This is a genomic window from Stenotrophomonas sp. YJH_SMC_80 (assembly GCF_059372495.1).
Window position 1 is genome coordinate 18,950 of sequence record NZ_JCAFVP010000023.1, and the last position, 24,999, is coordinate 43,948.

The 24,999-nt window shown below is 66.7% G+C and carries 22 protein-coding genes; 8 read left to right on the forward strand and 14 right to left on the reverse strand.

Annotation, left to right across the window (positions count from 1 at the left end; translation table 11 throughout):
* The first annotated feature begins 56 nt into the window (after nt 1-56).
* A complete protein-coding gene (locus AC5P99_RS20600) occupies nt 57-482 on the forward strand; it encodes a DoxX family protein (RefSeq protein WP_108270052.1) in 426 nt (141 codons plus the stop codon).
* On the opposite strand, the gene AC5P99_RS20605 is transcribed toward AC5P99_RS20600, so the two are convergent.
* Together AC5P99_RS20605 and AC5P99_RS20610 are read right to left on the reverse strand one after the other, a co-directional pair.
* The gene (locus AC5P99_RS20605; protein WP_108270053.1) at nt 455-1,258 is read right to left on the reverse strand and encodes an APH(3')-II family aminoglycoside O-phosphotransferase; all 804 of its coding nucleotides are present in this window, start codon (nt 1,256-1,258) and stop codon (nt 455-457) included. The two genes, AC5P99_RS20600 and AC5P99_RS20605, sit on opposite strands and share 28 nt — an antisense overlap.
* A gap of 41 nt (nt 1,259-1,299) precedes the next feature.
* Entirely contained in the window at nt 1,300-1,803 is a 504-nt protein-coding gene (locus AC5P99_RS20610; protein WP_108270054.1) for a DUF2938 domain-containing protein, read from the reverse strand.
* A 55-nt stretch (nt 1,804-1,858) separates the two neighbouring features.
* Here AC5P99_RS20610 and AC5P99_RS20615 point away from each other — a divergent pair, with 55 nt between their 5' ends.
* From AC5P99_RS20615 to AC5P99_RS20625, 3 genes are read left to right on the forward strand one after another with little or no spacing between them, the layout of a single operon-like run.
* Nucleotides 1,859-2,524, forward strand: coding sequence for an ArsR/SmtB family transcription factor (locus tag AC5P99_RS20615; protein WP_099478974.1), 666 nt, complete (start codon nt 1,859-1,861; stop codon nt 2,522-2,524).
* 14 nt (nt 2,525-2,538) lie between these two features.
* Nucleotides 2,539-3,267: a GNAT family N-acetyltransferase gene (locus AC5P99_RS20620; RefSeq protein WP_495213510.1), complete on the forward strand. Its 729-nt coding sequence runs from the start codon at nt 2,539-2,541 to the stop codon at nt 3,265-3,267.
* Nucleotides 3,268-3,295: 28 nt separating this feature from the next.
* Complete coding sequence (locus tag AC5P99_RS20625) at nt 3,296-4,012, forward strand: SDR family NAD(P)-dependent oxidoreductase (protein WP_005413133.1); 717 nt, start codon at nt 3,296-3,298, stop codon at nt 4,010-4,012.
* On the opposite strand, the gene AC5P99_RS20630 is transcribed toward AC5P99_RS20625, so the two are convergent.
* Complete coding sequence (locus AC5P99_RS20630; RefSeq protein WP_495213511.1) at nt 4,006-5,517, reverse strand: MFS transporter; 1,512 nt, start codon at nt 5,515-5,517, stop codon at nt 4,006-4,008. The genes AC5P99_RS20625 and AC5P99_RS20630 overlap by 7 nt on opposite strands.
* Nucleotides 5,518-5,637: 120 nt before the next feature.
* Here AC5P99_RS20630 and AC5P99_RS20635 point away from each other — a divergent pair, with 120 nt between their 5' ends.
* Nucleotides 5,638-6,540 (forward strand): LysR substrate-binding domain-containing protein, encoded by a 903-nt coding sequence (locus AC5P99_RS20635; protein WP_076738957.1) that lies wholly within the window; start codon nt 5,638-5,640, stop codon nt 6,538-6,540.
* Nucleotides 6,541-6,603: 63 nt separating this feature from the next.
* Nucleotides 6,604-8,550, forward strand: coding sequence for an EAL domain-containing protein (locus tag AC5P99_RS20640; protein WP_495213512.1), 1,947 nt, complete (start codon nt 6,604-6,606; stop codon nt 8,548-8,550).
* Here AC5P99_RS20640 and AC5P99_RS20645 read toward each other — a convergent pair.
* Nucleotides 8,547-9,158: a TetR/AcrR family transcriptional regulator gene (locus AC5P99_RS20645; protein ID WP_088436180.1), complete on the reverse strand. Its 612-nt coding sequence runs from the start codon at nt 9,156-9,158 to the stop codon at nt 8,547-8,549. The two genes, AC5P99_RS20640 and AC5P99_RS20645, sit on opposite strands and share 4 nt — an antisense overlap.
* 104 nt (nt 9,159-9,262) lie before the next feature.
* Between AC5P99_RS20645 and AC5P99_RS20650 the strand changes: the two genes are divergently transcribed.
* Entirely contained in the window at nt 9,263-10,339 is a 1,077-nt protein-coding gene (locus tag AC5P99_RS20650) for an MBL fold metallo-hydrolase (RefSeq protein WP_088436179.1), read from the forward strand.
* A gap of 78 nt (nt 10,340-10,417) precedes the next feature.
* Here AC5P99_RS20650 and AC5P99_RS20655 read toward each other — a convergent pair whose 3' ends face one another.
* The gene (locus AC5P99_RS20655) at nt 10,418-10,717 is read right to left on the reverse strand and encodes a hypothetical protein (protein ID WP_053090768.1); all 300 of its coding nucleotides are present in this window, start codon (nt 10,715-10,717) and stop codon (nt 10,418-10,420) included.
* A 223-nt stretch (nt 10,718-10,940) separates the two neighbouring features.
* Here AC5P99_RS20655 and AC5P99_RS20660 point away from each other — a divergent pair, with 223 nt between their 5' ends.
* Complete coding sequence (locus tag AC5P99_RS20660) at nt 10,941-14,060, forward strand: galactose-binding domain-containing protein (RefSeq protein WP_495213513.1); 3,120 nt, start codon at nt 10,941-10,943, stop codon at nt 14,058-14,060.
* Nucleotides 14,061-14,135: 75 nt separating this feature from the next.
* On the opposite strand, the gene AC5P99_RS20665 is transcribed toward AC5P99_RS20660, so the two are convergent.
* From AC5P99_RS20665 to AC5P99_RS20705, 9 genes are all read right to left on the reverse strand, one after another.
* Nucleotides 14,136-15,113, reverse strand: coding sequence for an ABC transporter substrate-binding protein (locus AC5P99_RS20665; protein WP_005409347.1), 978 nt, complete (start codon nt 15,111-15,113; stop codon nt 14,136-14,138).
* Nucleotides 15,114-15,128: 15 nt separating this feature from the next.
* Nucleotides 15,129-16,874 (reverse strand): amino acid ABC transporter permease/ATP-binding protein, encoded by a 1,746-nt coding sequence (locus AC5P99_RS20670; protein WP_315973974.1) that lies wholly within the window; start codon nt 16,872-16,874, stop codon nt 15,129-15,131.
* Nucleotides 16,871-17,422, reverse strand: a complete 552-nt coding sequence (locus AC5P99_RS20675) for a GNAT family N-acetyltransferase (RefSeq protein ID WP_005409345.1) — start codon at nt 17,420-17,422, stop codon at nt 16,871-16,873. Before AC5P99_RS20675 ends, AC5P99_RS20670 begins: the two co-directional genes overlap by 4 nt.
* Entirely contained in the window at nt 17,419-18,639 is a 1,221-nt protein-coding gene (locus tag AC5P99_RS20680; protein WP_495213514.1) for a M20 aminoacylase family protein, read from the reverse strand. Before AC5P99_RS20680 ends, AC5P99_RS20675 begins: the two co-directional genes overlap by 4 nt.
* A 4-nt stretch (nt 18,640-18,643) precedes the next feature.
* Complete coding sequence (locus tag AC5P99_RS20685; RefSeq protein ID WP_262091444.1) at nt 18,644-19,987, reverse strand: LLM class flavin-dependent oxidoreductase; 1,344 nt, start codon at nt 19,985-19,987, stop codon at nt 18,644-18,646.
* A gap of 18 nt (nt 19,988-20,005) precedes the next feature.
* Nucleotides 20,006-20,983 carry an MsnO8 family LLM class oxidoreductase gene (locus AC5P99_RS20690; protein WP_099605051.1) on the reverse strand — a complete coding sequence of 326 codons (978 nt, stop codon included), beginning with the start codon at nt 20,981-20,983 and terminating at the stop codon, nt 20,006-20,008.
* A gap of 14 nt (nt 20,984-20,997) precedes the next feature.
* A complete protein-coding gene (locus tag AC5P99_RS20695) occupies nt 20,998-21,360 on the reverse strand; it encodes a DUF3088 family protein (protein WP_005409341.1) in 363 nt (120 codons plus the stop codon).
* Between the two features lie 157 nt (nt 21,361-21,517).
* Nucleotides 21,518-22,099: an FMN reductase gene (gene msuE / locus AC5P99_RS20700; RefSeq protein WP_495213515.1), complete on the reverse strand. Its 582-nt coding sequence runs from the start codon at nt 22,097-22,099 to the stop codon at nt 21,518-21,520.
* A 52-nt stretch (nt 22,100-22,151) separates the two neighbouring features.
* A complete protein-coding gene (locus AC5P99_RS20705; protein ID WP_495213516.1) occupies nt 22,152-24,728 on the reverse strand; it encodes a TonB-dependent receptor plug domain-containing protein in 2,577 nt (858 codons plus the stop codon).
* Between the last annotated feature and the right edge of the window lie 271 nt (nt 24,729-24,999).

The following is a 24,999-nucleotide window of genomic DNA, read 5'->3' on the forward strand; positions in this document are numbered from 1 at the left end:
CGCTGTTGAGGCCCGATGCTGCCCGGCCCGCCCAACGCTCAACCCGGAGTTCCTGCATGCCACGGATGATCGCCACCCTGCTCGACAGCCGCGTGCTGTGGTTCCTCGCCCGGCTGCTGCTGGCCGTGGTGTTCCTGTCCTCGGGCCTGGCCAAGCTGCTGGCGTGGGACAACAGCGTGGCCGAAATGCAGGCCGCCGGGCTGCAGCCGCCTGTGCTGTTCAACCTCGCCAGCGCGGTGGTGCTGCTGGGCGGCGCACTGTGCCTGCTGCTTGATCGCCTGCTCTGGCTGGGCAGCGGCGTGCTGGCAGTGTTCATGCTGCTGACCATCGTCGTCGTGCATACCTTCTGGACCAAGCACGGCGCGGAACAGCAGCTGGCCCTGTTCTTCGCGCTGGAGCACCTGAGCGTGGTGGGTGGCCTGATCTGCGCGGCCATCGCCAGCCACGCGCGGGCTCAGAAGAACTCGTCGAGCAGCCGGTAGAACGCGAGCCGGCGCTCGTCGGCCACCGCGCCGTAGCGCTGGAACAACGGCGCCACCCAACGCGTGTCGCCGAAGTTGTGGACCAGGCTGCGCGCGGCCAGCGCCAGGTCCTGGTAGCGGTCGGCAACACCCAGTCGCCCACAGTCGATGAAACCGCTGAAACGCCCCTCGACCACCATCAGGTTCGGCAGGCAGGCATCGCCATGGCTGACCACCAGGTCTTCATGATCGGGCCGGGTGCTGCACAGTTCAGCGAAGACCTGCTGCGGACTCTGGCCCAGGCGTTCGTCATCGAAGTCATCGGCATCCACCAACCCCGCCTCGACCCGTGCCTGCGCGGCTTGCAGTCGCAAGTGCAGTCGCTGGTCAAACGGGCAGGCTGCCAGCGGCAACGCATGCAGCCCGCGCAGCGCGTCGGCCAGCAGTTCCACCAGCTGCTGCGGCGCGAGTTCCGGCGACGAAGCCAGGTCGCGGCCGGGCAGCGCGCTCATCAGCAACCAGCGCCGGCCCGCTTCTTCGGCGGTGGCAATTACCGTTGGTGCCGGTTGTCCCTGTTCCTGCAGCCAGCGCAGGCGCGCGATCTCATCACCGAGCTCACTGAAGGCGTCGATCACTTCCGACTTCACGAAGGCATCGGCCTGCCCCGGCCGTTGCACACGGGCTACATCCGCGCGCGACACGCCGATCGACTGCCGCTCGATGCGCGCATCGGCCAACGCTTCCTGCCATGCCCACGGTAGCGGCATGCCATCAGTGAAGGGATTGGGTGCTTCCATGCCGGGGTGTTCCTGTTGCCGGTGACCCCACCGATTTTCGCTCATCCTGCACGAACCGCGGCCAACAGCAGCGCGGAAAGGTACATGCCCACGCCGAACACGCTGTGCGCCACCAGGCTGCGCAGGCGTGCCTTGCCCGGCGCCGGGGTCTTCGAAGCGGCAATGCCTGCACCCATGCCCGGCTGCAGGATGAAGAACGGCGCAGCAACGCTGAGGATGCCGAAGGCCAGCGCCGGCCACAGGGTGGGTGCCTGCACCCAATCGCTCCCTACCACGGCCAGCAACAACGCGGCGAAAACCACCCCGATCACGTAATGCGCGGTCCAGCCCAGCGCGCACTCGCCACCGACCGCAGCCGCGCGGCCGATGCCCTCGTGGCGAAAGCGCCCGCGCGGCAGGTGCCCCAGCCAACGCCCGACCATCGCAAAATCCAACGAAGGAATGCCGAACAGCCGCCGCTGCACCACCGCCCACAGGTCCATCACTGCGGTCGCTCCCACGCCGACTACCACCGCATCCATCACGAATGTCGCCTGGCCAGACATATCGCACACCTTCAATTATTTGCTTGAATGATAGATCGATGCTAGCGTGCCCCGCATGAACGCTGCAACAGAGCCACCACCCTCACCGCTTGAGGCCTTGGCCGAGATCGCCCGCACGCTCGGCCATGCCCATCGCCTGGCCCTGCTGGAGCACATCGCCCAGGGCGAGCGCGCCGTGGAACGCCTGGCCGAACTGACCGGGCTTTCGGTGGCCAATACCTCCCAGCACCTGCAGCAGCTGCGCCGTGCCGGCCTGGTACAGACCCGCCGTGACGGCAAGCGCATCCTCTACCGCAGCGGTGATGGCCCGCTGGGCAACCTGCTGGCCGCACTGCGCGACTATGCCGACCACCAGCGCAGCGAAATGCACGGCGTGATCCACGACAGCCTGCAGCGCCGCGATGCGCTGGAAGGACTGACCGTGGAGCAGCTGCTGGAACAACGCGGCAGCGTGGTGCTGCTGGATGTGCGGCCGCGCGAGGAATTCGATCTGGGCCACCTGCCCGGCGCGCTGAACATTCCCGTTACGGAACTGCGTGCACGGATGGACGAACTGCCGCGTGCCGTCCACATTGTCGCGTACTGCCGCGGCCCCTACTGCGTGCTGTCCAACGATGCGGTGGCGATGCTGCGCGAGGCCGGACTGACCGCGCAGCGGCTCGCCGCCGGTTACCCCGAATGGAAGGCCGCCGGCCTGCAGGTGGACCTGCCCCGGCACTGAGCGAGACACCGGTCATGGATGATGTGTTTGCCCCGTTGATCGATGCGACCTGGCGCGGCGTGTTCTCCGGGCAGCGCACGCTGCGGGATGATCCACAGCTGCAGTTGGCGTGCAGCGATGATTTCGATGAGGGCGAGGAAGGCATGCTGCTGCAGCCGGTCGTGGGCCCCGCTCGCGCACTGTTGCGCCCTGCCCTGGCGGCTCGCCTGCACCTGCATGCGCAACCGTACTGGACGCTGGCACAGCTGCAACAGCGCCTGCAGCAGCTCGGCCAGCGCACCCATGGTGCGGATCGTGTCTTCTACTTCCCTGCCGCAGAACTTGCGGCCCTGGCCGCGCGCCCTGCACCACCACATATCCGCCGTCTCGACCCGGCCGACGCAGCCGCGTTCGAGGTGTTCCAGGCCAACGCCAGCGAAGAGGATCTCGATGCCGCCTGGGTCGAGCTGGACCACTGGCAGGTGTTCGGCGCCTTCGATGGCGAGCGGCTGGTTGCCGCGGGAAGCATGTACCCGTGGAGCCTGGATCCAGCCCTGGCCGACATGGGCGTGCTGACCCTGCCCGAGGCCCGCGGTCGCGGGCACGCACGCCAGCTGGTACACGCCATGGCCGTGTCCGCGCAGGCTGCCGGGCTGCAGCCTCAGTACCGTTGCCAGCTCGACAACACTGCCTCGATCATTACCGCCGAGCGCAGCGGCCTGCGCGCGTTCGCCGACTGGGACACCATTCTGGCTGCCGACTGAGGCCGCCGCAGTACAACAAGGAAGCAACATGAAATTGATGGTCATCGGCGCCAGCAGGGGCCTGGGTCGGGCGTTCGTGGAAGGCCTGTGCAGTGCGGGCGACACCGTCATCGGCGTTTCGCGCAGCCGTCCGCGCGACCTTGAATGCCCCGAGGGTGTCACCCTGCAGTGGATCGAGGCCGATCTGTCCCAACCCACCCTGGCTGCCAATCACATCGCAGCGCAGGCACCGGCCGATCTGGATGTGCTGATCCACAACCTGGGCATCTGGGAAGAGACCGCCTTCAGCGACGAGTACGCCTTCCTCGACGAGAGCGATGCCGCGCTCACCCAGCTGGTCGACGTCAACATCACCGCGACCCTGGTGCTGCTGCAGCGCCTGCTGCCGCGGGTGCTGGGCGCGCCACGCCCGCAGCTGGTGCTGACCGGGTCGACCTCGGCACTGCCGCGCAGCGGCCGCCCGGAAGTGGCGTTCGGTGCATCCAAGTTCGCACTCAACGGCATCGCCGATGCACTGCGCGAGGGTTTCCGCGATCGCCGCCTGGCGGTGACCAGCCTGCAGCTGGGCTACCTCAACACCGACGATGCGCTGTCGGTGCCGGTGGCAGAGGCCGCAGCGCGCGGCGACGGCGAGCTGGTGCCGGTGCACGACGTCGTTGCGATGGTGCGCGCGCTGCTGCAGTTGTCACCGTCCGGCTTCGTGCGCGAACTGGTGCTGCCGGCCATCGCCGACCCGCGCTACTGACTGCCCCTGCTCAGGCCAGGCTCGACCTCTTCGCGCAACAGGTACCCAAGCACGATGGCGGTCAGCACGGTCGCCATCGCCAGGACAAACAGCTGGCCACGGACGGCCTCCACGTATGCCTGGGCAAGCGCCGTTCTCGAAAGGCCGGGCAATGCCTCCACCGCTCCGCCAAGGTCGCCCATGGACAGCCTGTGCACGGCGGCACGGGCCACGACGCCGGCCTCCAGCATCATGTTCCCGCCAATCCGGGCCGAGAGCATGATGCCGACAAGCGCGAGGGCAATGGAATCGCCTGCCAGTCGCATCGCATTGAAGATGCCAGCGGCCATGCCGGCCTGCTCCTTGCCGACCACGCTGACCGCCAGGCCATCCATGATCCCCCAGGGAAGGCCGATGCCGATTCCGATGACCAGCATCGGCATCCAGCGCACCGACGGGAACTGGAACACCTGCGCCAGCCATGCCAGCCCAAGCGCACCGATCAGCAGGCCCGCACAGCACAGCGTCCGCGCCGGAATCCAGCGCAGCAGGTAGCCGGCAACCAGGGGAACAACCAGCAAGGGTGCAGACAGTGCTGCCATCGCCAGTCCAGCCTCGGTGGGTCGCAGTCCTTCAACACCGATGAAGCCAGCCGGCAGCACGACCAGAAGGACGACGTAGGAGAACGCAGGGGCAGCGGCCAGAATCTGCACGCCAACAAAACGCCGGTTGCGGAACAGCCCGAGATCCAGCAGCGGTGTTCGATGGGAGCGCTCAACGGCAATGAACACGCCCAGCAGCACCACCGAGAGCGCCAGCAGTACCAGCGTCTGCGGATGCAGCAGGCCACGTTCCGGCAGCACGATCATGGCGTAGGTGAGTGAGCCCAGCGCCAGCATGAAGGTGATGGCCCCCAGCCAATCCAGGCGTGGCGAACCGGCGTTTCTCGATTCGGCGGATGACAGGGCGACCAGCGGTACGGTCAGGGCCGCCAGCAACGCAGGCAGGAAGAACACCCATTCCCAGCCCAGCGCATCGATCAACCCGCCCGCCAGCAGCGGACCGCCTGCGGCCCCTGCACCAAAAGTGGTGCCGATCAGGCTGAACACCCTTGCCCGCGCCTGGCCGTCGAACACTTGCGCCAGCGACGCCATCGCGCCGGCAAACGCTGCCGACGCCGCCATCCCCTGAAGCAGTCTCAGGACATTGATCCACGCCACATCGGGCATCAAGGGAATCAGGCCGGTGACGAGTGCAAACAACGCGCCGCCCAGAATCCAGATCCGGCGCCTGCCATGCAGATCGGCCAGTCCACCGGCCACCAGCGTGGTGCAGCCGTAGGTCAACAGATAGGCGTTGATGATCCAGGACAACGCCGCAGGGGAACCGCCCAGCGCGTCCCGGATGGCAGGAATGCCCACGGCAGGGCTGGCAATGCTCAAGGGAATGGTGAGCGCCGTCAGACAGCCTGCCAGCACCACGCCAAAGCGTGATGATCCGGCCGTCTCAGCAGAGGCAACAGACATGTCGATGAAACTCGAGCGTGGCCAAGCGCCACCGCATTGATGCTATCGACGACGCTATTGCGTAAGAATCCGTCATTCGCTCCATGCTTTAATGACACAAACGTCATCAATGGTCACGTCATGGACAGCTTTGCCGGTCTCAGCCTCTTCGTTCTGGTCGCCGAGGCACGCAGCTTCGCGGCCGCAGCACGACAGCGTGGCATCACCCCTTCGGCCGCAAGCAAGACCATCGCCCGACTGGAAGAGCGCCTGGGCGCCCGCCTGCTGAATCGCAATACCCGCAGCGTCAGCCTGACTGCCGAAGGCGAGCAGTTCCTTGAACGCTGCCGCCGCATCATGATCGAGGTCGCTGCGGCAGAACGCGAACTGACCGATGCCCAGGCCGCGCCCAGCGGTCGCCTGAAGGTCAGTCTTCCACTCGCCAGCGGTCTGATGCTGCCGGTGCTTTCGGCGTTTGCGCAGCGCTTCCCCGCCATCGAACTCGACCTGCACTTCAGCGACCGCCTGGTCGATGTCATCGAGGAGGGCTTCGATGCCGTCGTCCGCACAGGCAGCCCCGCCGACTCCCGGCTACACGGCCGCAACCTCGGCAGTACCCGCCTGCTGTGCGTGGGCGCCCCTGCGTACTTCGCCCAGCGCGGCACGCCGCAGCACCCGGACGAGCTGAGCGGCCACGCATGCCTTCTCCATCGCTTTCCCGGCACCGGCCTGATCGAACGCTGGCCACTGCCCGCACGTGAGGGAGGCGCTGAAACCCGGCTGACTGCCGCAATGACCGCCAATCATCTTGAGACGATCCTGCACATGGCCATCGATGGCCATGGCATTGCGTGCCTGCCCGACTTCGCCACGCGTGATGCGCTGGACCGCGGTTCGCTCGTCAGCGTCCTGGACCCATGGAGCACTGAGCGAAGCACCTTCTGGGCCCTCTGGCCAAGCCATCGCCATCAGCAGCCGCGTGTTCGGGTGTTTGTCGATTTCATGGCCGAACACCTCCTTCCCGGAAACGACCGCTGCAATTGAACCTGCGCGCTGCTGCGACTACGCTGCTCGTCACCGGCCGTCGGTCACAGGCGGGAACCTGCTATGGATGCGCTTTCACGGGTCTCGGCCCAGGTCCTGGACAGCGCCCTGCCCAGCCTGCCGCTGTACCTGCTGCAGGCCACGGCGGTGATCGGCATGATCGGCGTGCTGCTGATCGCCACCCGCCGCGCCGGCCACGCCATTGAAGGCCGCCGCCTGTACGTGGGCGTGGCGCTGGGCCTGATCTACCTGTTCAATTCCTGGTTCGTGGCCCGCTACAGCCAGGGCGTGGTCAAGCTCCACCTGGGTTTCGACATCCTGCTGGTCAGCGGCCTGCTCGGCGGCTGGCGCGGTGGCCTGGCCTGCCTGGGCGCCAGCCTGCTGGCCCGCTACCAGTTCGCCGGCACCCAGTATTTCCTGCCTGTCGGCCTCGAGGCCACGCTGCAGATGCTGGCCGGCGTCTGGCTGCGCAGGCGCCTGCACCCACGCATGCTCAATGAACTCTCGCTGCGCCTGATCCTGCAGGCCTGGGGCGTTCGTATCGTCGTCACTGCGTTGGGCCTGGCACTGGGGGTAGCAATCATCGGCGCCTATCAGCTGCCCGTGGAGGAGTTGGCAATCCAGCGCCTGCTGGCACTGCCACTCTCACTGCTGATGCTCGGCGCGGTGTTCGCACTGGTCTACAACGATGCTCAGATCGATGCACAACGCCAGCGCGAACAGGCCTGGCTGCGCATCGATCCGATCAGTGGCCTGCCCAACATGCGTGCGCTCGGCGAACGCCTGCAGCATTACTGGCGCGACAACGACGGCATCGGCAAGGCCTGCCTGATCGTGGCCGAGATGGGCAACCTGCGCGATCTGCGCCTGCGCTATGGTCCGCTGCAGGACAACGGTATCTGGCAGCGCGACAGCACCGAAGAAGTACATCGACTGCTGCCCTCGCTGCCGGCCACGCAACTGGAGATCTACCAGTTCGGCGATGCCGCGCTGGCGATCCTGGTGCGCGACCTGGCCTTGTCCGAACTGCGCACGCAACCGCAGATCACCGAGCTGGCCAGCAACCTGGCCGAGCAGGGCGGCCGCGATTGGCCCGGTTTCCGGCCGCTGTTCCGCTGTGCAGTAGTCGAATTGAAGCCCCCCGTAGATGCCGACGAAGGACATCTTCCGTTCCGTGCGATCACCGTTGCACTGAGTGCGATCGAATCCGGCGTCGTGTTCTTCGACGACCCGATCCAGCGCGACAGCGAGATCGACGCCCTGATCGAAGTCGCTCTCGAACGTTGGCTGCAGCAGGGCGACGCACCGCTGTGCTACCAGCCCAAGCATCGCCTGCAGGATCGTCAACTGGTCGGCGCCGAAGCACTGCTGCGCATGCGCGACGGCGAGGGCCGGCTGATCGCGCCGATGCGGGTGATCTCCCTGCTGCGCCGGCAGGGGCGATTGGCTGAACTGGAATGGGCCACGCTGCAGTCGGCCATCCACTTCCTGCAGCAGTGCCGACGCGATGGCTGGCAGCTGAAGATCGCAGTGAACGTTTCGGCCGAGTCACTGCGCCTGCCCGACTTCGGCCTGCGCCTGCAGGAACTGCTGCAGCTGCACGATGTGCCTGGCGTGATGTTGCGCCTGGAGATCGTCGAATGGACCGAGATCGTCGAGCGCGACGTGGTCGATGCCAACATCGCACAGCTGCTGGCGGCGGAGGTCACCCTGTCGCTGGATGATTTCGGCGCTGGCTATTCAACCCTGATCCTGCTCTCGCAGCTGGCCATCGCCGAGGTCAAGATCGAACAGGCGCTGATCGCCACACTGTCCGACGCCAAGTCGCAGTCGATCGTGCGCTTCATCGTCGAGGTTGCGCACCGCTGCGGCGCGATCGTGGTGGCCGAAGGTACCGAAACCCTGGCGCAGGAGCAGAAGCTGCGGGCCCTGGGCGTGGATGTCGGCCAAGGCTATCTGTACTCGGCGGCGCTGCCGGCCGACGAGTTCCGCCGCTTCGCCGCCAGCTAGACCGCGTAGAAACCCAGGAACATCGCCACCGCCGATTCGGCCACGCGTGCACGCTCCTCTGCGTTCAACGGCGCCTGCCCCATCGTCACCTGGGGCCAGAACGCAAAGCTCTTCACCAGCCCGTGCAGCTGGTGGCCGGCGAACTCCGGATCGACCTCGCGCAGCCGGCCGTCAGCGATGGCCGCGCGGATCCACGCACTCTCGCCACTTTCCTTCTCGCCCATGCGGCAGACGATGGCCTGCGCACGCTCCGGTGAGTGGATGATCTCGGCCATCGCCACCCGCGCCAGATCGATGAAGTTGGCATCACTGAGCAATTCCAGCTTCTGCCCCAGCAACTGCAGCAACTGCGCCTGCAGCGGCTGGTCGGCGCGGTACGGCAATGTGTCGCTGGCAACGCTTCGCTCCCACAGCTCCTCCAGGATCATCGAGAACAGCGCTTCCTTGCTCGGGAAGTGGTTGTAGACGGTGCGCTTGGAGACCCCGGCCGCCTCGGCAATGCGGTCCATGCTGGTCGCCTCGTAGCCCGAGGCACGGAACTCCTCCACCGCCGCGCGCACGATGGCTTCGCGTTTGCGGTCTGTCAGGCGTTGCGGGACACGGGGCATGGCGGGAACCGGATAACTGAACGGATGCCTCCATTTTACACTTGGTAGTGTACTTTTGGAAAACCCGAAACTACACTGTGCAGTGTACTCAGCGGACGTCACCCATGAAGCGCCTGCTCCTTGTCCTCCTGCTTGGAATCCTCGCCGTGACCGCCTACACCTTCTGCAAGTCCTGGTCCCTCCCCGACTTCCCCGAGTCGCCGCAGTACCGTGATGGCAAGTTCCGCAATGCCCTGCCCCGTCCAGCGATGGGCCTGCGCGACGGCCTGGAGATCTGGTGGACGTTCCTCTTCAACAAACCCAAGGGCACCGTGCCCGCGCACCCGATTCCAGTGCAGCCGCTGGACCGCGCCACACTGGACGCCGCGCCGGACCGCAGCCTGTTCCGGCTGGGGCACTCCACGATCCTGCTGAAGCTGCGCGGCCAGTACTGGCTGACCGACCCGGTGTTCTCCGAGCGCGCCTCGCCGGTGCAGTGGATGGGCCCGGCCCGCTTCCATGCGCCGCCGATCAGCATCGACGATCTGCCGCCGATCGCCGGCGTGATCCTCTCGCACAACCACTACGACCACCTCGACCATGCAGCGGTGATGCAGCTGGCCGGCAAGACCGCGCGCTTCATTGCACCGCTCGGCGTCGGCGACCAGCTGATCGCCTGGGGCGTGGACGCCAGCAAGGTCGAACAGCTGGACTGGTGGCAATCGACCGAGGCCAATGGCCTGCGCCTGACCGCCACCCCCGGCCAGCATTTCTCCGGCCGCGGACTGGGCGACAGTGATCGTAGCCTGTGGGCGTCATGGGTGATCCAGGACGGCGACTTCCGCATCTTCTTCAGCGGCGACACCGGCTACTTCGATGGCTTCAAGGCCATCGGCGAAAAATACGGTCCGTTCGACCTGACCATGATCGAGACCGGTGCCTACGATCCGCGCTGGGCGTTCGTGCACATGCAGCCGGAACAGACGCTGCAGGCGCACCTGGACCTGCACGGCAAGTGGCTGCTGCCGATCCATAACGGCACCTTCGATCTGGCCCTGCACGCATGGCAGCAGCCGTTCGAACGCATCACCGCATTGGCGGCCGCGAAGAACGTGCCGGTGGCCACGCCGATGATGGGCGAAGCGCTGGACATGCAGGCGCCGCAGGCGGGTACGCGATGGTGGGAGACGGTGGAGCTGTAACAGGGGGGCGCTTGACCTGCCGGATACTATGTAGAGCCGAGCCATGCTCGGCTGCTTCTCAAAAGTGTTCCATGGAAGTCAAACAAGCCCAGCTCTGGAGGCACCGCAAGTAGAGATACTGGCAGCATTGCTGACATCGAAGTGCACGGTTATCAACTCGGCTTCCGGGAGCGCATTTTGGACCTGCACGCATGTATCACGCGCGACATCGTTTGCGACCGTTCCCTCTCTCTGGAATCGCAACGCCAAGATACCCGGCAAACCACTACCCAGCAGCCCATCGTCACATCCCGACTCTGCGAGACATCGCTCAAATGCACTGAGATCTTCCCCGATATCGGGCACTCGGTACATCAGCGTAAAACTGAATTCCATCATCAATCCATTCCAGATTCGAGGTCGCTACCAATAGCGTATGGCCTGGTCGACGGCCGTCCAGAGCCACATCCGTCAACCCCATTGATGGTGATCGTGACTCAAACCGGCGATCGAGGCGACCGGCCATCATCCGCAACCTATTGCAGTGCGTCATGTAACCGATTACATCCCTTGCTAGCGTAGCGCTCGCCCGATTCCGGTCGATCCTGCGAGGCTGCCAGTAATGACGTTGCGCGCCGAACGTTCCAAGGTCTTCCGCTCAGCTATCCCATGGCGATCTGCCATTGCCCTGCTGTTGGCCGCCCTCGCCTCCAGCGCACAGGCACAGACCCTCCCCCCGCGCAGCCAATGGCAGGCCAGCAGTTCCTCGCAGCAGGTGCCGGCGATGGCGATCGGCCACCTGATCGACGGCGACCCGAAGACCGTGACCGGCGGCGCCTTCAGCCCCGGCCACTGGTTCCAGATCGACCTGGGCGCACCCACCCTGCTGGCCGGCGCGCGCCTCACCTGGGATGTCTCCAATCCGGAAGGCTATTCGCTGCAGACCTCACTGGATGGCACGCAGTGGCAGACCGCGTACACGATGGCCGATTCACTGGGCGATGTGGAAACGCTGTACTTCGCGCCGCGGCAGGCGCGCTATCTGCGGCTGGCCAGTCCGCAGCGCACTGCCGACTGGGGCGTGTCGATCTTCGAGATGGAGCCGCTGGACAGCACGCTCAGCGCACGCATCAGGGGTGTCGATGCAGCGCAGGCGGCGGCGCTCTGGCAAGGCGGTGGCACCGTTGCGGTTCCGGCCGGAACAAATGGATCCCATGCGTTAGAGATCACGCTGCCGCAGGCTCAATCGACGGCTGGTCTGGTGGTCGACTGGGCTGATGGAAACCGCGGCCCTGCCCGATTGCAGGTTCAGGATGCACAGGGCCGGTGGCAGGACCTCGCGCACGATGCGCAGGCGGCCAGCCACCGCCAGAGCTGGTTGGCCGCCAATGCCGCACAGGCCGTGCGTGCATTCCGCCTGAGCGTGGATGGATCTGCACCAAAGGTGGCACGCCTGCGCCTGCTCGGCCCGAAAGCCGTGATGACACCGATGAATCAGTATCAGATCGCCGCCAGCGGCGCGCAGCGCGCGTTGTTCCCGGCGTCGCTGCAGATGCAGCAGACCTATTGGACCGCCGTCGGCGTGCACGCAGGGCGGCAGAAATCGATCTTCGACGAATACGGCAATCTGGAAGCATTCAAGGGCGCGCCGCTGGTGCAGCCGATCTGGCGCAGCGCCGATGGGAGCACTGCGGGTGCGGCCGGGCAGAACGTGCAGCATGCATTGCGGGACGGCTGGAAGCCGATGCCCTCCGCTACCTGGTCACCGCAACCCGGCCTGGAGCTGCGCAGTGAAGTGTTCGCCATCGAGCGCAACGGCCAGCCGGTGACCTTCCTGCGTCATCGCGTGCACAACACCGGCGGCACCAGGATCGACGGCACGCTCAGCCTGGTCGTGCGCCCGATGCAGATGAATCCACCGTGGCAGAACGGCGGGCTGTCACCCATCCGCGATGTGGCGATCGATGGACAGGCTGTGCGCATCAATGGCCGCATGCTGCTGCAGTCGCTCACGCCGGTGACTGCGTCCGGCGCGGCGCCGTTTGGCAGGGATGGCGCAACGGAAATCACCGCGAACGTCGCTGCCGGCCATCTGCCCTCCACGCAACAGGCGCGCGACGACGAGGGTCTTGCCTCGGCTGCGTTGAACTACCGCGTGTCACTGGCACCGGGAGCCAGCGATGCCATCGTGGTCGCGTTCCCGCTGGGTACTGCCACCGCCGATAGCAAGGGCGCACTGCCCGAGGCGCCCGCGCTCGATCTGGCCACGCCGCCCCGCGATGCCAATGCGGCGTTCGATTCACTGGCCACGCAGGCGTCCGCGGACTGGCAGGCACGGCTGGGCCAGGTCGGCCTGCGCCTGCCCGATCCTTCGCTGGTGGACATGCTGCGCGCGCAGGCCGCCTACATGCTGATCAACCAGACCGGCCCGGCCATGCAGCCCGGGCCCCGCAACTACAACCGCTCCTTCATCCGCGACGGCATGGCCACCTCGGCGGTGCTGCTGCGCATGGGCGAAGCACGCGTCGCGCGCGACTACCTGGCCTGGTACAGCGAACACGGCGTGCATGCCAACGGCCTGGTCTCGCCGATCCTCAACGACGATGGCAGTGTCAACACCGGCTTTGGATCGGACATCGAGTACGACAGCCAAGGACAGTACGTCGCGTTGGTGGCCGATGTCGCGCGCTTGGATGGTGGACCGGAATCGGTGCGTGCCTACCTGCCCAAGGTGAAGGCCGCGCTGCAGTTCCTGCAGGAACTACGCGAGCGCACGCTGGTGCCCGGCTACAAGGCCGACCAGCCGGCGCCGGAGCGCTTCGCGGGCATCCTTGCGCCGTCGATCAGCCATGAGGGATATCCGTCGCCCACCCACAGCTACTGGGATGACTACTGGGGACTGAAGGGCTGGCACGACGGCGCGTGGCTGGCCGAGTCGCTGGGCGACCATGAAACCGCCCGTTGGGCGCGCGAACAGTACACGCTGCTCTACGACGCGCTGCACGCCTCTATCCGGGCGACGATGGCGTGGAAGGGCATCGACTTCATTCCCTCCTCGGCCGACCTGGGCGATGGCGATCCAACCGGCGTATCGATCGCACTGGACCCCACCGGTGCGCAGAGCGTGCTGCCCGCCGAGGCACTGCGGACCACCTTCGCGCGTTATCTGGAGGATGTGCGCAAGCGCAGCCAGCCCGATGCGCTGTACGCCTATACGCCGTATGAGATCCGCAACGTGCTGAGCTATGTGCACCTGGGCCAACCGCAGGTTGCCGATGAGCTGCTGCAGGGACTGCTGCATGATCGGCGCCCGCTTGAGTGGCAGGTACTGGCCGAGGTCGTGCACTCGCGGCTGCGTTTCCCCCGCTACCTGGGCGACATGCCGCATACCTGGATTGGTGCCGAGTACGGCCGCACGCTGTTCGGCATGCTGATGCGCGAAGACGATGATGCATTGTCATTGCTGCCGGGCACGCCGCCGTCGTGGGTGGCGGGCGATGGGTTGGCGGTGGAGCGGCTGCCGACCGCGTATGGCACGTTGCAGATGCAGGCGCGGCAGCGCGACGGCACACTGACGGTCACGCTGGGCAAGGGGTTGCGCAGCGGGACGGCAGTGAAAGTCTGGTGGCCGGCGCGCACCATGCCGAAGACGGTGCGTGTGGATGGGCATAGCGTTTCCGACTTCGATGCCGAGGGTGTGCGGCTGGCAAAGCCGTTCAGAACACTGGAGGCGCGCTGGTAGAGGCGAGCTTGCTCGACTGCATGTCGCCGATCACCATGCGCCAGTCTACAGGGGCCCGCCGGGCCACGCCCGGTGTCATTGCAGCGTCGGCAATCCCGGCGGGTTGGTCTGCGACTGCGGCACAGCTTCCTCGGCCACGTTCCATCGCTTCAGCGCCTGCGCATAGGTACCACTGGCAATCTGCGTGTTCAGCGCCTGCGTCACCGCGTCGGCCAGGCCGCTCCCCTTGCGCGTGGTCACCGAGATCGCCGCGGCGTTCGGCCAGCCGCCGGGGAACAGGCCCACGCGCCGCACCTTGCCGTCGCGTGCCGAGTACGCGCCGGTGGCATTGGGCTCGAACGAGACATCGGCCCGCCCGGTGATCACCGCCAACCGGCCGACCACCGCGTCATCGAAGTACTGGTACTCCACCGGCTTCAAGCCGGCAGCGATGTTCTGCTGGTCCCACTGCCGCAGGATCTGGTCCTGGTTGGTGCTGGCACCGACCACCACCTTCAGCCCGGCAACGTCGGCCGGCTTTTCGATCTTCTGGATCGGCCCATCAGTGCGCGTGTAGATGCCCAGCAGGTCGTAACGGTAGCTGGAGAAATCGAACTTCTTCTTTCGCTCCTCGGTGACCGTCACGTTCGACAGCACCGCATCGTACTTGCCCGATTCCAGCCCCAGCGGCCAGTCGGCCCACGCCACCGGCACGATCACCAGCTTCAGGCCCAGCGCATCGGCGATCAGGCGCGCGATGTCCGGCTCGATGCCGACCACGTCCTTGCTGTCGGCGCCGTAGTCGGCCAGCGGCAGCTGCCCCGGATGGGTCGCCACGGTGAACGCCCCCGGCGTGACGAAGCGGTAGCCAGCCGGAATCAAGGCCTGCGCCTTCGGGTCGAGCGTGCCCTTCAGGATGGCGGTGTTCGCGCCGGCCAGGCTGGTCGCGGCCACGGCGCCGGCATCCGGGGTCTGGCGCACGCGCGAGTAGACGATGCCGGCGATGCCGATGACCAGCACGCCTGCGATCAACAAGGTGCTGCGTGAGGGGCGACGGGGTGCTGCAGGGCTCATGGCATTCCTTGAGGGTTACAGTGTCTTGGCCAGGAAATCGGCGGTGCGTTGCTGGCGCGGGCGCTCGAACAGGGCCCCGGGCGTGCCCTGCTCGATCACCCGGCCCTGGTCCATCATCACCACGTGGTCGGCCACGCGGCGGGCGAAGCTCAGCTCATGGGTGACGATCACCAGCGTGGTACCCGAACGGGCCAGTTCTTCGATCACGCTCAGCACTTCAGCCACCAGCTCCGGGTCCAGCGCCGAGGTCGGTTCATCGAACAACAGCACCTTCGGCTGCAGGGCCAGCGCGCGGGCAATCGCGATGCGCTGCTGCTGGCCACCGGACAGCTGGCGCGGGAAAGCGTCGGCCTTGTCGGCCAGGCCGACCCGCTCCAGCAGCGTGCGCGCCTGCTGCTCGGCCTGCGCGCGCGGCACGCCGCGCACCGCGATTGGCGCCTCGATGATGTTCTCCAATGCGGTCAGGTGCGGGAACAGGTTGAAGCCCTGGAACACCATGCCCACTTCGGCACGACGGCGACGGATCTCGCGCTCGGGCAGTTCGTACAGGGTGTCGCCATCGCGGCGGTAGCCGATCAGCTGGCCGCCGACAGTCACGTAACCGCCGTCGGCGCGTTCCAGGTGGTTGATCAGCCGCAGCAGCGTGGACTTGCCGGCGCCGGACGGGCCGATCAGCACCGTCACGCTTCCAGCGCGCAGCTCCAGATTCACGTCTTCCAGCACCGGCAGATCGCCGAACGCCTTGCCCACGCCATGCAGCGACACGGATGCGCCCTCGCCCGCTTCAACCTGCGTGGCGATGCGCGGGCGATTGGCCACGCGCTGCGCGGCATCGCTCTGCACACGCGGAAGCGATGACACTCGCGACACCGAGCGCTCGCGCTGCAGTTGGCCGCGCGCGAAGCGCTGTTCCACGCGCCGCTGCAGCAGCGACAACACGGTCAGAATCACCAGGTACCAGACCGTGGCCACCATCAGCAGCGGCACCACTTCCAGGTTGCGCCGGTAGATCACCTGCACGGTGTAGAACAGCTCAGGCAGCGCCAGCACATAGACCACCGAGGTGCTCTTGGCCAGGCCAATCACATCGTTGAACGCGGCCGGCAGGATCGAACGCATTGCCTGCGGCAGGATGATGCGGCGCACCTGGCGACCGCGCGGCAGGCCGAGTGCGGCCGCGGCCTCGTACTGGCCGTGGTCGACCGAGAGGATGCCACCGCGGATCACCTCGGCCGAGAACGCCGCCTGGTTCAGGGTCAGGCCCAGCACCGCGGCGGTGAACACACCGATCAGCTGCGTGGTCGGGTACGAGAACAGGCTGATGCCGGTGAACGGCACGCCCAGCTCGATGGTGCTGTACAGATAGCCCAGGTTGTTCAACAGCAGCAACAGCACCAGCAGCGGGATCGAGCGGAACAACCACACATAGCCCCACGACACCGCCGACAACAGGGGTGAGCCGGACACCCGTGCCAGCGCAAGCAGGGTGCCCAGCGCGAAACCGAGGCCGGTACCGAGCGCGGTCAGCAGCAGCGTGCGGCCCAGGCCCTCGAGCACCGGGCGTGCGAAGAACCACTCAGCAAAGGTGCCCCAGCCCCAGCGCGGATTGCCCAGTACGGACTGCAGCCCGATCAGGATCAGCGCCAGTGCCAATACTGTGCCGAACACCTGCAGCGGGTGCCGGGCCGGCACGATCTTCAGCGCCGGCGCTGGCGCGGGCCGGGTTGCAATGCCATCCAACGCGGTCGAAGGCGTGCTCACGCGTGGGCTCCTTGCAGCTGGGTCTGCGCAGGTACGATGACGGGCGCCGGTGCCCGCAGGTGCTTTTCGAACGGCAGGTGCGCAATGGTTTCGGGATCCGCATCCAGATCGAACAGCGCGGTGTAACCATGGCTGAGGTACAGGCCAACCGCTTCAGGCTGGCGGAAGCCGGTGGTCAGGAACACCCGCCGGTATCCTTGCCGCGCCGCCTGGTCTTCCAGCTCCTGCAGCACGCGCCGCGCGATGCCCTGGCGACGCAGCCCGGGCAGCGTCCAGATCCGCTTGAACTCGGCGGTATCCGGATCGCGGTGCGGCATGAACGCGCCGCCGGAGATCGCCACGCCATCGCGCAGCAGCAGCACGAAGGCACCTACCGGGGCAGCAAAGGCCTGCGCCGGGTAGCGCTGCAGTTCCTCGCGGGCGCTGCCGCCGATGCGTCGGCGCACGTCGGCGTAGCGGCTGTCGTACTCCTGTTCCAGGCCATCGAACAGAGGCCGTGCCAGCGGATCATCCACCGAGGTGTAGAAGAAGCGTTCGTTGCTGCTCATGCCACGTCCTTCACCAGATAGTCTTCGGCCAGCCGTGCCCACAGGCTGGCGGCGGGTGCGATTGCGGCGTCGTTGAACACGTAGCGCGGGCTGTGCAGCGGCGCGCTGTCGCCGTTGCCGACGAACACGAAACTGCCCGGCCGCGCCTGCAGCAGGAAGGCGAAATCCTCGCTGGCGGTGCGCGGCGCGAATTCGGGAACTACGTGTTCACTGCCGAAGCCCTGCAGCGCCACCTCGCGGATGTAGGCAGTCTGCTGCGGGTGGTTGATCACGCTGGGGAAACCGCGCGGGAACTCGATCTCGGCGCGCGCACCGAACGCGGCAGCGGTCTGCTCGGCAATCCCGGTGACCCGGCGCCGCAGGGTGTCGCGTACCTCCGGCAGGTAGGCGCGCACGGTCAGTTTCAGCTCGACCACGTCCGGAATCACATTGGCGGCCTGGCCGCCGTGGATCGAGCCGACGGTGACCACGCCCATCTGCCGCGGATCGACATTGCGCGACACCACGCTCTGCAGCGCAGTGATGATGTGCGCGGCGACCAGGATCGGATCCACGCTGCCCTGCGGCTCGGCACCGTGGCCACCCTTTCCGATCACCTTCAGCCGTGCCCAGTCCACCGACGCCATCGCCGGGCCATCGACAAAGCCGAAGTGGCCCACCGGCACGCCCGGCCAGTTGTGCAGGCCATAGATCGCGTCCACCGGGAAGCGCTCGAACAGGCCGTCGGCAATCATCTTCGACGCGCCCGAACCGGTCTCCTCGGCCGGCTGGAACACCAGCTGCAGGGTGCCGTCGATATTGCCGTGATGGGCCAGGTAATGCGCCGCAGACAGCAGGATGGCGGTATGCCCATCGTGGCCGCAGGCATGCATCAACCCCTCGGTCTGGCTGGCATAGGCCAGGCCGGAGTCCTCGTGGATCGGCAATGCATCGATGTCGGCGCGCAGGCCGAGGCGACGGCCGCCCTGCCCGCGCTGCAGCGTGCCGACAACGCCTGTGCCACCGAGCCCGGTGGTGACCTCATAGCCCCACTGTTGCAGCAGCTCGGCCACACGGGCGCTGGTGCGGTGCTCCTCGAAGGCCAGCTCCGGGTGGCGGTGCAGGTCATGGCGGATCGCGATGGCCGCCTCGGCGCGTGCCGCGATTTCGGGCAGCACGCCGATGGACGTGGGGTCTCGCCGGACATGGCCGGGCGCTACCGAATTCTCTCCGCTCATCGCCCTACCCCGCCTTCCGCGCCGGTTCGGCATCGGCCGCGTACCGGCTGGCCTTGTACGGCAGCCCCAGATGCTCACGCAGGGTCTGCCCCTGCAGCTCACGCTGGTGGTAGCCGCGGGCCTGCAGGATCGGCAGCACCTGGGTCACGAAATCCTCGAGGCCTTCGCGCTGTGCGGCGAATCCAAGGATGAAGCCGTCGCTGGCACCGGCGTCGAACCAACGGATCAGCTCATCGGCCACCTGCTCCGGCGTGCCGATGAAGTTTGGTCGCGGGCTCACCGCTTCCAACGCCACCTGGCGCAGGCTCAGGCCCTTCTCGCGCGCATCCTGCTTGATGCGGTCGGTGGTGGAACGGAACGAATTGCTGCCGATGTCGCCCAGCTCCGGGAACGGTGCATCTGCGTCGTACTGGCTGAAGTCATGGTGGTCGAAGAAGCGGCCGAGATAGGCCAGCGCGTCCTCCAGCGTGGCCAGCGCGGCGATCGCCTGATACTTGGCCTCGGCCTCCTCGGCGGTGCGGCCGACGATGGGGCCGATGCCCGGGAAGATCTTCACGTCATTGCCGCTGCGGCCGTGGGCGATCGCCGAGTTCTTCACCCTCTGGGTGAACGCGCGGGTCTCCTCCAGCGATGGCGAATGGGTGAACACCGCATCGGCGTACTTGCCGGCCAGCGCAATGCCGTCATCGGACGAACCGGCCTGGAAGATCACGGGCTGGCCCTGTGGCGAGCGCTGGATGTTGAGCGGGCCTTCCACCTGGAAGAAGCGGCCTTTGTGGTCGAGCCGGCGGAACTTCTCCGGCGCAAAGAACGTGCCGCTGTCGCGCTCGCGCACAAAGGCATCGTCATCCCAGGAATCCCACAGCCCCTGCACCACGTCCAGATACTCGTCGGCGATCTGGTAGCGCAGCGCATGCTCCGGGTGCGGCCGGCCATAGTTGCGACCCGAACCTTCCAACGGTGAGGTCACCACGTTCCAGCCAGCACGACCGCCACTGAGCAGATCCAGCGAGGCGAACTGGCGGGCGACAGTGAACGGGTCGCTGTACGAGGTCGACAGCGTGCCGGCCAGGCCGATCTTCTTCGTTGCCGTGGCCAGCGCCGAGAGCAGCGAGATCGGCTCGAAGCGGTTGAGGAAGTGCGGGATGGATTTTTCGTTGATGTACAGGCCGTCGGCAACGAAGCCGAACGCGATGCCGTTGTCCTCGGCGGTGCGCGCGATGTCGATGTAGAACTGCAGGTTGACGCTGGCATCGGCCGGGTTGGACGGATGCTTCCAGGCATGCATGTGGCTGCCGGGGCCCTGCAGCATGATGCCGAACGGAATGTGGCGCGGGGTCGTGCTCATGGGAATCGCTCCTGCAGGTCAGGCCACCGCCGCGCGCGGCGCGGGCGACAGCAGTTCAAGGGATGTCAGGCGTGCGTCGAGGTCGGCCACCGGCGCATCGAGGATGAATTCACCCACGCCGAAGCGCCGGTGCAGCGCGTCCAGTTCGCCGCGCACGTGCTGCGCATCGCCGGACAACACGCTCGGACGTGTTTCCTCGATGCGGAAGTCGGCCACGCCCACCTGGCGTGCGTACTCGGCAGCCGCCTCTGGGCTGGGCAGGTTCACGGTCTGCCCGGGACCGAGGTGCAGCTTGTAGACGCGCAGCGCACCAATATGACGCGCAGCGGCTTCGGCAGTCGGCGCGGCGAAGGCCACCGTAGCCAGCAGCGGTGGCTGCGAGGAGACGCTGCGGTAGGCGTCGAACGCGGCCTCGATGTGCTTCGGGTCGCCGTCGAAGTGCGCGGCGTAGACGAAACGCCAGCCCAGCTCGGCCGCCTGCCGTGCACTCTGCGGGCTGGCACCGAGCAGGAAGCGCTCCGGCGCCTGCTGCGGAATCGGCCGCGCCAGCACATCGGCTTCGGCGCCGGACAGATAGCCCTCAAGATCGCGCAGTTGCTGGTCGAAGTCGGCAAACGCCGGCCGCCCCGCTGCCAATGCAGCGGTAGATGCCGGCAGGCCGCCGGGCGCCTTGCCCACACCCAGGTCCACGCGCCCTGGCGCCAGCGCTGCCAGCAGGTTGAAGTTCTCCGCGACCTTGTACGGCGCGTAGTGGCGCAGCATCACCCCGCCGCTACCGATGCGGATGCGCCGGGTCTGCGCCAGCACCCAGGCCGCCAGCACTTCCGGTGCGGGGCTGGCCAACGTCGGCGCGGCGTGGTGCTCGGCAAACCAGTAGCGGTGATAGCCCAGCTGTTCGGCGCGCTGCGCCAGCTGCAGGCTGTTGCGCAGCGCCTGTTCGGGCGTAGCACCTTCGGCCACCGGACTCTTGTCCAACACGCTGATCTGATAGCTCATGGTCGCGTCCTCGCTCAGGGATGGGCCACGGGGATGCCGAGCAACCCATTCAGCGCGGCCAGGATCGGCTCGGCACCGGAGATGTACTGGCGGTCCTGGTGCACGCCACTCGCGAGGTCACTGCGCACGCCCTGCGGCAGCACCAACTTCGGCAGCGACTGGTCCTGCTCGCCGATTTCGGCGATCACCTCCCGGCGCGGCCGTGCGAAACCGATGCGGCGCACGTCCAGCTGCGCGTCCAGGCCGTCGATGCTCGACAGCGCACCTTCCAGCAACAGGCTGTGCCGGCAGAAGAAGCGCTGGCCGGGAATCTGTCCGTCCTCGAACTCACGGTCGAGCAGGAACAGGATGGGCTTGTCGGTTGCGTCCAGACTCACGGGGTCGTCCTCATCGGGGGGCGGCAATGCGATGCCGCTTCGATATCGATGCTAGAGATGACGGCGGTTGGCACGGCGATGCTAGGCGACAATCGGCGGTCAGATCCGGCCATGCAGATGCGCCTTGGCCATAAGCAAAGCGCCGCCGGTTATGCCGTCAGGCGATCCTTCGCAGCGGCGCCGGTACCGCCAGCGCCTGCGAAGCCAGATGCCCTGCCGCGCGCTCGGCCGCCAGTGCGATGCGCGCCTGCAAGGCTGCACTGTTGATGTGCTCGCCATCGAAGTCGGCAGGCGTGGCATACACCCCGATCGGCAGCGTGTGCGCCTGCAGGAAACTGAACAACGGCCGCAACTGGTGGTCGATCACCAACGCATGGCGCTCGCTGCCACCGGTCGCCGCCAGCAGCACCGGCGTATCCACCAGCGCTTCCAGCCCGATTAAATCGACCAGGTGCTTGAACAGCCCGGGATAGGAACCGCGATACACCGGCGTCGCCACCACCAGCAGACCGGCCGCCTCGATTGCCTGCAGTGCCTGCTCTACGGCTGGCTCCGCTTCATCGCGCGACAGCGACTGCCCCAGCGAACGCGCGATCGGCGCCAGCTCCACCAGCTCCACGCTGGCATGCACCCGCTGCTGCAACGACGCCAACAAGTGCCGCACCAGCAGCAACGTGCGCGACGTCGCCGAGCTGGTCGGTGACCCCACCACTGCCACCACCTTCAATGCAGAAGACATGAAATGCTCCTCGATGATGCCGAACCACGTCCGGCCGCCTTTGGCGTGAACCTCAAAACCGGTAACTGACCCGCCCGTACCAGTACGCGCCGACGTTGCCCAACACGTCGCCGTTGTCCCAGGTCGTCTCGATGCTCGCCACATCGGTGGCACTGCGCGCGTACTCGGGCACCTTGCGCGTGCGCTTGTCGAACACGTTGTTGATGCCCAGCGCCGCACTCCAGCCTGCGCCCAGTTCCACGGCACCGGAGAGATTGGTCACCAGCACCGGCGGCTGCTTGTACTCCACGCCGTTGTTCAGGCGCTTGATCGGGCCGTAGTAGGTGAAATCGACATTCGAGCGCCAGCGCGCGTTCTGCCAGCCCAACCCCGCCACCTGCGTGTAGCTGGGCGTACGGAAGCGCAGCGCGTACTCGCTGCTCTTGGTCAACAGGTTGATGTTCGGCAGCCCCTGCAGCGCCGCCGGAATGTCGCTGACCTTCTGGATGGTGGTACGCCCCACGTTGGCCGCATAGCTCCAGCGCAGCTTGCCCCACGCGGTGTCCTGGTTGGCCTCCAGGGTCAGCTCGACACCACGTGTGCGGGTATTGCCCACGTTGGTGAAGTAGCTGGCATAGAACGCATCACCCGGCAGGATGCTGATGCCGGCCGAGCCCAGCAGCGCATCGATGGTGTTCTTCTGCGCCGCAGTCAGCACCGTGCCGCTGTTGTCGGTGATGCGCGCTGAATCCTGCGCGTTGTAGCCGATCTGGCTGGACTGGCCGAGCTGGCCACGGATGTCGATCTGGTAGGCATCCACGGCCAGGTGGAACGCCGGGCTCGGGTCCCAGGTCACGCCCAGGCTGTAGTTGGTGGCTTTCTCGGGCTTCAGCGGCGTAGCACCCAGCGCAACCGCTGCCGGCGAAGACACCTGCGCCACCAGCGTGGTACCGCACGGGCAGCTGCCAGTGGCCTGGTAGAACTGCGCGCCCAGGCTGGGCGCGTGGAAACCGTTGCTGACCGTGGCACGCACGCCCAGCGCATCGGTGAAGTCGAAGCGCGTGGTCAGGCGGCCGGTGGAGACACTGCCGAAGTCCGAATGGTCTTCCCAGCGCGCCGCCGCATCCAGATACCAGCGCGAGGTGATGTTGGTGGCTGCACCCACGTACACCGCCTTGCTGTTACGGGTCGCCTTCACCGCGTCCGCAGTGGAATACCCGACGAAGGCCGCAGCACCAAAGCCGGTGTACGACTCCCACTGCCCTGCCCCACGTTCGTACTGTTCGTGCTGGTACTCGGCGCCCGCGCTCACCTCCAGCGGCGACGCAAACGCCGCCACCTCGAAGCCGCGGCGCAGGTCCAGGTTGGCGATGCCCTGCTGGTAGTCCAGCTTGCCGTCATAGAAGTCAGTGGGCGAACCGGGGTACGGCAGCGAGTAGTTCACCGAGTTGCGCGTATAGGTGCGCACCGTACTGCGGTTGCCGGTCAGGCTGGCGTCGTAGTCCCAGCCTGCGATCTGGCCTTTCACGCCCGCGGTGCCGGTGTACTGCTTCTCCTTGGTTTCCAGCACTGGCAGGAAGCCATCGGGAAACACACTCAGCACGCCAGGTGCCTTGTAGGTGGTGAAGATGGTCGCCGGCAGGCGGAAGTTCTGGATCGCCTGCGCGGTGCGATCGCTGGCGGTGGCATTGGCGTAGAACTGCGCGCTCTCGCCCAGGCCATGGCCCACGTTCACCGCGAACGCCTTCAGCGCATACGACGGGGAGCTGAGGATGGTGTTGGCCTCGGCATTGCGGCTGGCTTCGGCCGGGTTCGGCGATGCGCCGGCCGGCAATCGATTATTCGGCCGCAGCGCCACCAGATTGCCGCTACCATCCACCGCCGGGTAGCTCAGATAGCCATCGATGTAGCGGCGGGTGCGGATCGCATGATGCTGGCGGGTGGTCTCGCCGGAGAGGTTGACGAAGCCATCGGCACCCCACGGCAGGCCAACGTTGGCACGCACGCTGGTTCGCGAGCCATCGCCATCAATGCTCTGCCCGCTTTCCACGGCGAACTCGCCACCGTGCGCCTGCGACTTCAGGATCACGTTGACCACACCGGTAATCGCATCGGAGCCATAGATGGCCGACGCACCATCACGCAGCACTTCCACGTGGTCGATGGCCGACACCGGAATCAACGCCAGGTCCGCCCACGCATGGCCTGGGAAGCCGCCCCCATTGGCACCGCTTACATAGGCACTGGCATTGCGGCGCTTGCCGTTCACCAGCACCAGCGTGTAGCCGGGCGACAGGTTGCGCAGCTGGTAGCCACGGATCAGGCTCTCCTGGTCGCTCTGGTAGCCACCAATCTGGCTGAGCGACGGCAGTGCGCGCTGCAGTGCTTCCAGCAGGTTGGCCTGGCCGGTGGCGGTGAGGTCTTCGGCGGAGATCACGTCGATCGGCGTGGAACTGTTCTTCACCGTACGCGTACTGGTGCGCGAGCCGGTCACCACCACCGCATCCAGCGTGGACGCGGCCACGTTGGCCGTCGCAGCGGCGGCAGCAGGATCCGCATCGGCTTCAGCCGCATGGCTGGGCGAAGCGGCGAGGATGGCTGTGATCAGAACAGCGAGAGTGCTCAGGACAGGGGTGTGGGCGGCAGGCATGGGGGCTCGTGGGGGTGGGCCGGAAACACGCTTCCATTCAAGGGCCTGTTCACCCGCGGCAACAGGCGGGATCGCGTCACCCAACCGTCATATCCGGCCAGCCACATGACTGCTGGTAATGACGTTAGGCAGGCCTGCACAGCACGCGCATGGGACGGCGATGGGCAATCGACGCTGGATGATGTGCGGCGGGTGGCAGGTGGTGGGTGATGGGTGATGGGTGGCGGGCGGCGGGCGGCGGGCGGCAACCTACGGGGTAGAGTCGACTGTC